This window comes from Endozoicomonas sp. (assembly GCF_031844845.1).
Taxonomy (GTDB): Bacteria; Pseudomonadota; Gammaproteobacteria; order Pseudomonadales; family Endozoicomonadaceae; genus Endozoicomonas.
Genome location: NZ_JAVRMB020000265.1, coordinates 1 through 9098, shown reverse-complemented (window position 1 = coordinate 9098; position 9098 = coordinate 1). Strand labels below are relative to the sequence as shown.

Sequence of the window (9098 nt, the reverse complement as noted above, 5' to 3'; positions counted from 1 at the left end):
AACGCTTTCCATCTGATTCTGGCCAACCCGCCATTTACCGGCACGCTGGATGAAGAAGACATTGATCCGGTAATCCTGAAAACCGTTAAAACCAAAAAGACCGAGCTGCTATTCTGCGCCCGTATCCTGCAAATGCTGAAGGTGGGTGGTCGCAGTGCCACGGTTGTGCCGCAAGGGGTGCTATTTGGCTCTAGCAAAGCCCATCAGAGCCTGCGGGAAAAGCTGGTGGAAGAGAACCAGTTGGAAGCGGTGATCAACCTGCCGTCCGGTGTTTTTAAACCTTATGCTGGCGTGGCAACGGCCATTCTTATCTTTACCAAAGGCGGCGAGACTGATGACGTCTGGTTCTATGATCTGGCAAACGACGGTTTTAGTCTGGATGATAAGCGTAATCCTATTGCCAAAAACGATCTGCCTCATCTGGTGGCCAGTTGGAAGCAGTATCGCCAGAGCAAAGGTCGCCCGGTGGAAGCCTTTATGGGGCAAAAACTGAAGGTGCAGTTTGATCAGCAGTTTCCGGAAGGTGTTAAAGAGCGCGACTGGCAGGATCGGACTCAGAAGGCATTTGTCGTACCCAAGGACAAGCTGAAAACCAATAAATACGACCTCTCCATCAACCGCTATAAAGAGGTGGTTTATCAGGAAGAGCAGTACGAGCCACCCAAAGAGATACTGGCACGGTTGAAGGCGCTGGAAGCAGAAATTCAGCAGGAGCTGGTGGAATTGGAGGGGATGCTGTGAGCAATGGTCTTAACCAACCTAAAAGCTTTCCTAAGCACTGGAATGTCCTGCCGTTTTTGGATGTAGTAAAGGATGATACTGGTGGGAATAAAAAAACAAAGCAATCAGAAGCTGCTGAAACTGGTCGATATCCAGTCATCGACCAAGGTCAGAAAAGTTGCTGTGGCTATATTGATGATGCTGATTACCTATGTAAGGTAAGTTTGCCTGTAATTTTATTTGGTGATCATACAAAACTAATAAAATTTGTAAACTACCCTTTTGCCCTTGGTGCTGATGGGGTTAAAGTACTCAGCCCAAAGGTAGAGCTTGATAAAAGGTTCTTATTTCACTTTCTAAAAACGCTAAAACTTCCAGAAAAGGCTGGTTATAGTAGGCATTATAAGTTTCTTAAGGAAGCTGTGATACCACTCCCCCCCCTGGCCGAACAAGAACGCATTGCCGCCATACTGGATAAAGCCGACCAGCTACGCCAGAAACGCCAGCAGGCCATCGCCCTCGCCGACGACTTCCTCCGCAGCGTGTTCCTGGATATGTTCGGCGACCCACTTGCAAACCCAAAAGGATGGGTAGTAAAAAGCTTGGGAGAATTAACCAGCCTTGTTACGGATGGAAAGCATGGTGATTGTAAAGATGAAGAAGGTTCAGGTTACTATTTCCTTAGCGCAAAAAACATTAGAAAAAGTAAGCTGTGTCTCGTCGGTTCTCGTGAGATAAACTATCCAGAATTTGCGGAAGTGCACAGAAGAACAGACCTAAAGCCTGGTGATGTTTTACTCGTCAATACAGGTGCAACCATTGGGAAAGTGGCTATTGCTCCTGATTCAGATTACGTATACAAATCAACACTTCAGAAAAGTGTTGCGGTTATAAAACCTAAAAAAGAATTGTTAAATAACCAGTTTTTGAAACAAATCATACTGCTAAAGGTAGATGACTTTGCCTCTAAAGGATCTGGTTCTGCAATTAAAAATTTATTGCTCTCTCAAATTCGCGATTTCCCCATAATCCTTCCACCACTTGCTATCCAGACTAAGTACTGCGTTATTGTAAACCGAGTTGAAGCTCAATCAGGCGTGCAGGAGCAAAGCGTAAAGCAGAGTGAGAAGCTGTTCAACGCCCTCAGCCAAAAAGCCTTCGCCGGAGACATCTGATCACCCAGCCTTTTTGCCTCATTCACGGGCGGCGATTAACGTAACCGCCATTATCAACACATCAAGAATAACGGTAAAAAACCATGAAAGGGTTAGCCATTAACAATCAGATGCTCCATGACGTCACAATGCCAATGCGACAGGATTACCACAATGGTATGTGCTCGCTAGGCTACCCGAAAAGCCGAATCCTTTATGATATTAAGGATAATAAGATTTCACTGAAAATTCCTTCCTGTCTGGCTCTGGAATTATACAGAAATGGTTGTATTTCCCAGGACCCGGATGCGCTGTTTCCCGTCAGTCTAAGCGGGGTAAAAATAGGTATGTACCGGTTGGATGATTTACGATATCCCGATAAAGGTGACAATATAACCATTACATTGGTCAAAGCCTGACTCGTTCCAGCACTATACATGGACACTCCAATGCGCCTGACCCAGCAGGAACAACAGACCATCAAAACCACCATCACCCGCTACGACCCAAAGGCGAGGGTATTGCTATTCGGCTCCCGCACCGACCCAAACAAAAAAGGCGGCGATATCGACCTGCTGGTGATCTCGGCAAAACTGGGCTTCACTGATAAGCTGAACATTCTGGCTGACCTGCACCAGCAGTTGGGAGAACAGAAAATCGATATCCTTATTGATAAGGATGGCACCGGCGATTTCGCCAAAACCATCCTGCCCACAGCCATCGAACTGTAGTCTTTAATGAAACCCTGAAAGCACTCAAAAAAGAGACCCTATGACCAAGGACAAACGCCAGCTACTGGAAAAACAGCTTCAGCAAATGCACAAGGCCGCCAGCGGACTGGAATGGTCACTGCAACGGTGTCAGTCTTTGACTATCGATGCGCTGGATGCCGAAGGTGAAGAGAAATTCGAAACCCTCACCGCCCGCTTTGCCCGAATGAGCGACATCCTCATCCAGAAAATCTTCCGGCTGGTGGACGAACTCGACCTGGAAAGCCCCGGCACTGTTCGCGACCGCATCAACCGGACCGAGAAAAAAGGGCTGATTGACTCCGCCCGCGACTTTATTGTGATTCGTGAATTACGCAACGCCATCGCCCACGAATACGAAGAAGAAGCCCTGGCCAATATCCACCGGGAAGTGCTTCGGCTGACGCCGCTACTGCTGATCTGCCCTGCCAGAATTCAGCACTATATTGATCGTTCGAGAACCTGACAAATTCTGGTACTGGAGTTGTTATGCCACAGGGTAAATATAAAAAACTGCTCAGCAAACGTGTGCGAAAAGGCGATAAGGGGTTCCCGGCCGCTACCCTCGTTTTTTATGGTCCGGATTATCAATTGGCCACTAAACTGGTGTGCGGCGTTATTCCTTATAAAGGGGCTGAACCCGAGGTTTTGGAGAAATGGTTTTCCAAAACAGATGTCCGTCATTCAGAGTCTGTGCTGGCTGAGGTGTTGGAGTTTATTGAAGCGTGTTGGGTAAAGACTGTTTTAATGGCTGAGCAGATTCTCGGTTGCCCCCATGAAGAAGGTATTGATTATCCCGAAGGCCAGCACTGCCCGGACTGTTCATATTGGGCAAGCAGGGATCGTTTTACCGGGGAAGTGGCTCACTAAAGGTGTGTCGTTCATTTTCAATCATCATGAGTTGTAGTATGGCTACCCCAAAAGACCCTGTGCGAGAAAACCGGATTGAAGATGAAATCGTGGTGGATTGCCACGGTGAGTATGAACGATCTACCAGTTGGCACTGTTATCTGGATGATCGGCTGGCGTTTCCTTTTGAGGCTGAGTGTTCTCAGGCGTAGTCGGTCTCTCCCCTGAAAGCAAAGGCGCGTGTAACAGTGACGGCGATGGCGGATCAGACTTGTTGTGATTCAACGATGCTGGTGCAGGTTCAGTGGCAGGCGTGCTCTTTAGCGGTGCCATTATCTCAGCTAGATGTGGACAGCGACGCCGTTGATGAAGTGACTGTTGATGCTATTGGTGACTAGCACTACTGGGTAGAGCAGGGGTACCGTTTTTGAACGACGCTGTTAAGCAGGCATTATTGGTTGAGGGTACAGGTAGATGATAAGGCGAATTTTACAGTTGATTTTTCTCCCTCTTTTTATCCCGTTGAAAATACTCTACGCGGATATTTTGGCAATACAGTCCGCGACCATTCTTTATACCTGGTATCGCAACCGCAAAGAGTTCGATGAGGTTGGTCGTACCTGTGAAGAAGACCATTCAAACAAAAAGACCTGGGAGGTGTGGCTGGAAGATGCCGAGGATTACCAGGCCGATTGTCAGAAACGGAATCAGCCGTTTCTTAAGATTATTGTGAAACCCAAACCATTGCTGCGCTGGTTGAACGAACAGGGGCTTGCCAATAATTCCGGTAACCGTGAGCATTACGCACAGGCGGTTTTCCAGGAAATTTGTGAGGCCGGTATTCAAACGCCCAGGACTTTCAGCAAAAAGAAATCCCAACTGACCGTTTTTGAATCTACAGAGTAACCGTAACCCCATGAACGAGAATAACCCCCCAACCAAACCCTCCATGGATTATGCCCAGTTGCTGGATGCACTGAACCGGGCCAGCACCTTTGACCTGTTCCGGCTCAATGCCATAATCCGCAGTGAACTGGAGTCGCCGGAACGTATCCGCAAGATTAAAGCCGCACTGACCGTGGGGCAGAAGATCAGTTATTTTGACATCTGCAGAAATGCACTCCGTGACTGTGAAGTGTTGCGACTGAATAACAAACGGGCGCTGGTGCGAGACTTTACCGATGGCGAGGAGTGGAATGTCCCTTACTACATGCTCAATATTGAAGGAGCGGATGTGCGCGTTAACCATGAGGCGCAAAAAGGTCTGAGCCGGCATGCCATTGCGGTGGGCGATTTATTGGGCTTTAAAGACAAACACGGCATTGAGCACTTTGGTCCCGTGCTTCGCCTTAATACCAAATCGGTCACACTCAGGGTCGAGACAGGCCAGTGGCGGGTTGCCTACTTGCTGCTATACCGGGTTTTGGAAGGGCAGGGTGACCAGGAAGGTGAATTGATGATTGATGGGCCGGTTGGACATGATTCCGATGAAGTGATTCAGGGGATGTTGCTGGACTAGATGACTGAGGCTGGCGGATGGCCCGGGTTCAGACAACGGCGGTGCACCTCGCTGCTGAATTTGCCAGCTACATTGATAGCCGATTGTTCTGGTACCCTCACCTGTAGATCTTGCCCTGATGGAGTCAGCGATGAGCAAACCTGAAGACCCTGAACGAGAACACCGGATTGATTATGAAATTGTGGTGGACTGTTACGATGAGCTTGAACGCAGCACCGGTTGGTACTGCTATCTGGAGGATCGACTGGCGTTTCCTTTTGCGGCGGAGTGTTGTCAGGCGTTGACCGCATCGCCCCTGAAGACCGGTGAGCGAGTAATGGTTACCGGGATGGCGGATCAGGATTACTGTACTGCAACCATGCTGGTACAGGTTCGGTGGCAGGGTCACTCTTTGGCGGTGCCATTGTCTCAGCTTGAAGCAGGCGGCGATGAAGTGAATGAAGACACCGTTGAGGCTATGGGCGATTGGCATTACTGGATAGAGCAGGCGTTCTGTTTTTGATGTGTTCCGGGAAAATGACGGGTATCGGTTAAAGGTATTTAGTTCGGTGATGCCCCCGGCGATGTTTAATGATCTGGTGGGTGAATCGTTTGAAGACTATAGTCAGCGTCTGCTGGATGGCTGACCAGGAACACAAATACGAAGAAGAAACTCTGGCCGATATCCACCGGGAAGTACTCCGCCTCACCCCTCAGCTGTTGAGTACCCCGGAGAAAATTAACCAGTATCTGGGCAGTAAATTCTGAAAAAATCAGGCTGTCAGCCGCTGCTACCTTACGATTGGCCATAATGCTAGTATCTGTTCAGTACCAGCAGGAAATATCACAATGAGAGAAGCCATGATCAATCCGGAGATCGTCCACTGGGCACGTCAGCGTGCCGGGCTGGCTCCTGCTGATCTGGCTGATAAGCTGAAGCAGAAGCCGGAGAAACTGCTGGAGTGGGAGCAGGGCAAGAGTCGGCCAACCTTCAGTCAGGCTCAGAAACTGGCCGGACAGCTCCGTGTCCCTTTTGGTTACCTTTTTTTGAAAGAGCCTCCCACAGAAGCTTTACCTATCCCGGATCTTCGAACTATTGGCAGTCATGTATCCCCGGAACTGGGTCAAGATTTCCGTGACCTGCTGAATGACGTTCTGTTTAAGCAGGAGTGGTTCAGGGATTATCAGTTAGAGCATGGTCAATCCAGTCTTGAGTTTATCGGGAGCTGGTCTTTAGACGATGACCCTTCTGACGTAGCGGCTGACATTGCCAATACGCTGGGTGTGGTGGCGGCTTTGCGAAAACAGGCCCGTAACTGGGAACAGTACCTGAGCCTGCTGATTGAAAAGGCTGAAGCGGCAGGCATTGTCGTGATGCGCAGTGGCATCGTTGGCAGCAATACCACCAGGCGGCTGTCTGTGGATGAGTTTCGTGGATTTGCCCTTAGTGATGATTATGCGCCGTTGATATTTATTAATGCTGCCGATGCACCTGCCGCGAGACTGTTCACTCTGATTCATGAACTGGCCCACTTATGGATAGGTAACAGTGGGATTTCTAATATGCCACTGGGCGATGTGGAAGGCGCTCACCACCAACGAAAGGAAGAGGTGTTTTGTAATCAGGTAGCGGCGGAGTTTCTGGTGCCGAAAACGGAATTCCTGAAGGATTGGCAGGTTCAACAGAGCTTGCTGGACAATTGCCATGCGTTAAGAAAAACGTACAAAGTCAGCCCTATGGTGCTGGCTCGTCGTGCTTATGATTGTGGACTGATTCCCCGTGAAGACTATGTAGTCTTTTACCTCTCTGAAGTCAAAAAGCACAAAGACAAGAAAGGCAGCGGCGGAGGCTCTTTCAACCTGAATCTGAAAGTGCGCAATGGTGTTCTTTTTTCTTCTGCGGTGGTCGGTGCTGCCATGGAAGGAACACTGCTGCTCCGAGATGCCTCCCGGCTGCTGAATATCAGTAAAGTCAGTACGCTCAATGATTTTGCCAAGTCACTGAATATAGGGTGAGCTGTTGATGCTGTATCTGTTGGATGCCAATGCTTTTATCCAGGCAAAAAATACCTATTACCCCATGGACTTCTGCCCGGCATTCTGGGATTGGCTGGATTATGAAAACAGTACCGGAGATGTCGCCAGTATCTCTGAAGTGGCAGCAGAGCTGAAAAAGCAGGAAGATGAATTGAGTCGCTGGGTTAAAGGTCACCGTAATGATGGGCGATTTTTTCTACCGGTTGATGATCGACAGACTCAAATGGTTTATGCGGAAATAGCTAATTACGTTGTCCAGAACTACGAAGAAAAGCATTTCGCCCCTTTTCTCAGTGTGGCTGACCCCTGGTTGATCGCTAAGGCAAAGGCAACCAACGCAATACTGGTTACCCATGAGAAGCTGGTGCCAGCAGACAGTAAGAAAGTGAAAATTCCCAATATCTGCAATGACTTTGGCGTTCAATATATCAATACGTTTACTTTGCTGCGCACGTTAGAAGCCCGGTTTATTCTGAAGCCTGCCGCCTGATTCTCAGTCGATCGAAGTGATAATGGCCGTAGGGCTTAAAACATCGGCCCGGTACACTGGCCGTTAATCATCTGGCCGTGGCAGGTTGGATGGTTAGCTGATTTTGGCAGAATAGAGCCGTGACAAACGCCATTCACTATAGCCCCAATACATTCATCTGCGCGGTATACTTTGGAGCCATAGCCTGGTTGTGTTGCTCCCCTGGCTGATGAGTTCTGAATGCCCTTGTTCATGGTACTCATGTAGAAAGCCATACGCTGCTGGTACTGAGTGGCCAGACATTGTTCAAAGGCCAATGTATCCATCACTTCAGGCGCTTTAGCCTGTTGTTTCTGGCAGGTTTTCAAGGCTCCCTCTTTAGCCATTTCGTCAAAGGTGTCGTAGTAGGTTTGGTAGACAGAGGCGCGAAGCTCTCCAACCTGACGAACCACGGATGTACAGCCGGTGACTGATAATGTGATGAAAATTGCTGTAATCAGTTTGAAAGGGTTGAGGGTTTCTGTGATCACCGTTTCTATACTTTGTCGGGATAGTTGAGTGCTAGATTCTCATGAACAGGATGCTTCAATCCATAGCGTTTTTCCGTATCTGGATTTAATAAATGCCGTTATTTATTACCCTGACTGCGAATAAAGCGAAAAAACGAATTAATGGTGAAAATCCTGATGATACTGGGCGTAATTTTTTAGCGGGAGGGGGGAACGAATAAATACGGTGGTCTAAGAATATCCCGAGTGATAGGTTGTCTTGAATGATTGTTTCGCCGGATGAATTGTTTCGCAGTTGTGGATGTGAAGAAAATAACCCACATACAGCCTGGCCTGTGGGTGTTTTTTCGTCAGTTCGCTTTTTTCGCTGAGGTGGGGCGAAAGACTTTGGCCTTTCTGCCTCTTTTGTTTTTAGTGGTGTGGGTTACCTCTTCAATTTTTGCCGGTGCTGATTCCAGCAGAGAGTTGATGGCTTTCTCCATATCGCTGGACTTCAGTTTATTTTGAAAATACTTGTGTATCTCTGTCAGCGTACAACCGGTTCCATCATTGATGAAGGCTATGGCGTTATAAATCCTGTCAGCAAGAATAACCACTTGATCCTGCTGTGCCTCCTGTCTTTCAGTTTTCAGTATGTACCGCAGGCTTTGCAGTGAATAATCCATGCATTTATATGCCTGCTGTATATGTTCCGCCGAAATGGTGTCGGAATAATCCATCAGGGCAAAGATAGCGGACACCCGCCATATAAAGACCCGGTGACGAGATGCCAGGTTGGACAGAAGTGGTGGCATATTATCCAGTTCTGACTCTCTCTCAATATACTCTGCCTGAATGATCGCCAGTGCTTCAGGCGACATATGCACTTCTTTTCCTTCATCGTGAAAGACATTGTCGATGGGTCTATGATCTCTGGCCCGGGCAACCACTTCGGCAAGCCATTGAGATAAAGCTTCCGCTTCTTCGGGAGAAGGTAGTGGGCCAAATGTGTGGATAGGGATAATCCCATACTGACAAAAATACTCTTCATCCCAATATACGTCCTATGACGTGTCTTATTGAAGTTAAATGCCCCGACTGCCATCTCTCGCTCGTTGGGAAGAACGGTTTTTG

14 protein-coding genes and 1 pseudogene are annotated in these 9098 nt (G+C 48.3%); 12 read left to right on the top strand and 3 right to left on the bottom strand.

Going from position 1 to position 9098, the window contains the following annotated elements; translation table 11 throughout:
- The 10 genes and pseudogenes from RM811_RS14325 to RM811_RS14280 all read left to right on the top strand — a co-directional run.
- Positions 1-741, top strand: a 741-nt coding sequence (locus RM811_RS14325; RefSeq protein ID WP_402525511.1) for a class I SAM-dependent DNA methyltransferase, incomplete at its 5' end; no start/stop codon positions are given.
- Complete coding sequence (locus RM811_RS14320) at positions 738-1895, top strand: restriction endonuclease subunit S (protein ID WP_402525509.1); 1158 nt, start codon at positions 738-740, stop codon at positions 1893-1895. The genes RM811_RS14325 and RM811_RS14320, both read left to right, overlap by 4 nt.
- 83 nt (positions 1896-1978) lie before the next feature.
- The gene (locus RM811_RS14315) at positions 1979-2293 is read left to right on the top strand and encodes a hypothetical protein (RefSeq protein WP_402525507.1); all 315 of its coding nucleotides are present in this window, start codon (positions 1979-1981) and stop codon (positions 2291-2293) included.
- 18 nt (positions 2294-2311) lie between these two features.
- A complete protein-coding gene (locus tag RM811_RS14310; RefSeq protein ID WP_402525505.1) occupies positions 2312-2605 on the top strand; it encodes a nucleotidyltransferase domain-containing protein in 294 nt (97 codons plus the stop codon).
- A gap of 40 nt (positions 2606-2645) precedes the next feature.
- The gene (locus RM811_RS14305) at positions 2646-3089 is read left to right on the top strand and encodes a hypothetical protein (RefSeq protein ID WP_402525503.1); all 444 of its coding nucleotides are present in this window, start codon (positions 2646-2648) and stop codon (positions 3087-3089) included.
- 23 nt (positions 3090-3112) lie between these two features.
- Entirely contained in the window at positions 3113-3493 is a 381-nt protein-coding gene (locus RM811_RS14300; protein ID WP_402525502.1) for a hypothetical protein, read from the top strand.
- Between the two features lie 26 nt (positions 3494-3519).
- Positions 3520-3870 (top strand): annotated as a pseudogene (locus RM811_RS14295) (calcium-binding protein).
- Between the two features lie 76 nt (positions 3871-3946).
- Positions 3947-4378: a hypothetical protein gene (locus RM811_RS14290; RefSeq protein ID WP_402525500.1), complete on the top strand. Its 432-nt coding sequence runs from the start codon at positions 3947-3949 to the stop codon at positions 4376-4378.
- Between the two features lie 10 nt (positions 4379-4388).
- Positions 4389-4991 (top strand): hypothetical protein, encoded by a 603-nt coding sequence (locus tag RM811_RS14285; protein WP_402525498.1) that lies wholly within the window; start codon positions 4389-4391, stop codon positions 4989-4991.
- A 130-nt stretch (positions 4992-5121) separates the two neighbouring features.
- Positions 5122-5493: a calcium-binding protein gene (locus RM811_RS14280; protein WP_402525495.1), complete on the top strand. Its 372-nt coding sequence runs from the start codon at positions 5122-5124 to the stop codon at positions 5491-5493.
- Positions 5494-5558: 65 nt separating this feature from the next.
- Here RM811_RS14280 and RM811_RS14275 read toward each other — a convergent pair whose 3' ends face one another.
- Positions 5559-5780, bottom strand: coding sequence for a hypothetical protein (locus RM811_RS14275; RefSeq protein WP_402525492.1), 222 nt, complete (start codon positions 5778-5780; stop codon positions 5559-5561).
- Positions 5781-5819: 39 nt separating this feature from the next.
- Here RM811_RS14275 and RM811_RS14270 point away from each other — a divergent pair, with 39 nt between their 5' ends.
- Positions 5820-6986 carry an ImmA/IrrE family metallo-endopeptidase gene (locus RM811_RS14270; protein ID WP_402525490.1) on the top strand — a complete coding sequence of 389 codons (1167 nt, stop codon included), beginning with the start codon at positions 5820-5822 and terminating at the stop codon, positions 6984-6986.
- 7 nt (positions 6987-6993) lie between these two features.
- On the top strand, positions 6994-7497 hold the full coding sequence (locus RM811_RS14265; protein WP_402525488.1) for a DUF4411 family protein: 504 nt from the start codon (positions 6994-6996) through the stop codon (positions 7495-7497).
- A gap of 35 nt (positions 7498-7532) precedes the next feature.
- Here the strand turns inward: RM811_RS14265 and RM811_RS14260 are convergent, their stop codons facing one another.
- Together RM811_RS14260 and RM811_RS14255 are read right to left on the bottom strand one after the other, a co-directional pair.
- Positions 7533-8006: a hypothetical protein gene (locus RM811_RS14260; RefSeq protein ID WP_402525486.1), complete on the bottom strand. Its 474-nt coding sequence runs from the start codon at positions 8004-8006 to the stop codon at positions 7533-7535.
- A 329-nt stretch (positions 8007-8335) separates the two neighbouring features.
- Positions 8336-8980, bottom strand: a complete 645-nt coding sequence (locus RM811_RS14255; protein ID WP_402525514.1) for a DUF3987 domain-containing protein — start codon at positions 8978-8980, stop codon at positions 8336-8338.
- Between the last annotated feature and the right edge of the window lie 118 nt (positions 8981-9098).

Excerpts from the sequence above, each read along its gene's own strand:
- RM811_RS14315 (WP_402525507.1), top strand. The coding sequence starts at position 1,979 with ATGAAAGGGTTAGCCATTAACAATCAGATGCTCCATGACGTCACAATG.
- RM811_RS14310 (WP_402525505.1), top strand. The coding sequence starts at position 2,312 with ATGGACACTCCAATGCGCCTGACCCAGCAGGAACAACAGACCATCAAA.
- RM811_RS14305 (WP_402525503.1), top strand. The coding sequence starts at position 2,646 with ATGACCAAGGACAAACGCCAGCTACTGGAAAAACAGCTTCAGCAAATG.
- RM811_RS14300 (WP_402525502.1), top strand. The coding sequence starts at position 3,113 with ATGCCACAGGGTAAATATAAAAAACTGCTCAGCAAACGTGTGCGAAAA.
- RM811_RS14290 (WP_402525500.1), top strand. The coding sequence starts at position 3,947 with ATGATAAGGCGAATTTTACAGTTGATTTTTCTCCCTCTTTTTATCCCG.
- RM811_RS14285 (WP_402525498.1), top strand. The coding sequence starts at position 4,389 with ATGAACGAGAATAACCCCCCAACCAAACCCTCCATGGATTATGCCCAG.
- RM811_RS14280 (WP_402525495.1), top strand. The coding sequence starts at position 5,122 with ATGAGCAAACCTGAAGACCCTGAACGAGAACACCGGATTGATTATGAA.
- RM811_RS14275 (WP_402525492.1), bottom strand. The coding sequence starts at position 5,780 with ATGGCCAATCGTAAGGTAGCAGCGGCTGACAGCCTGATTTTTTCAGAA.
- RM811_RS14270 (WP_402525490.1), top strand. The coding sequence starts at position 5,820 with ATGAGAGAAGCCATGATCAATCCGGAGATCGTCCACTGGGCACGTCAG.
- RM811_RS14265 (WP_402525488.1), top strand. The coding sequence starts at position 6,994 with ATGCTGTATCTGTTGGATGCCAATGCTTTTATCCAGGCAAAAAATACC.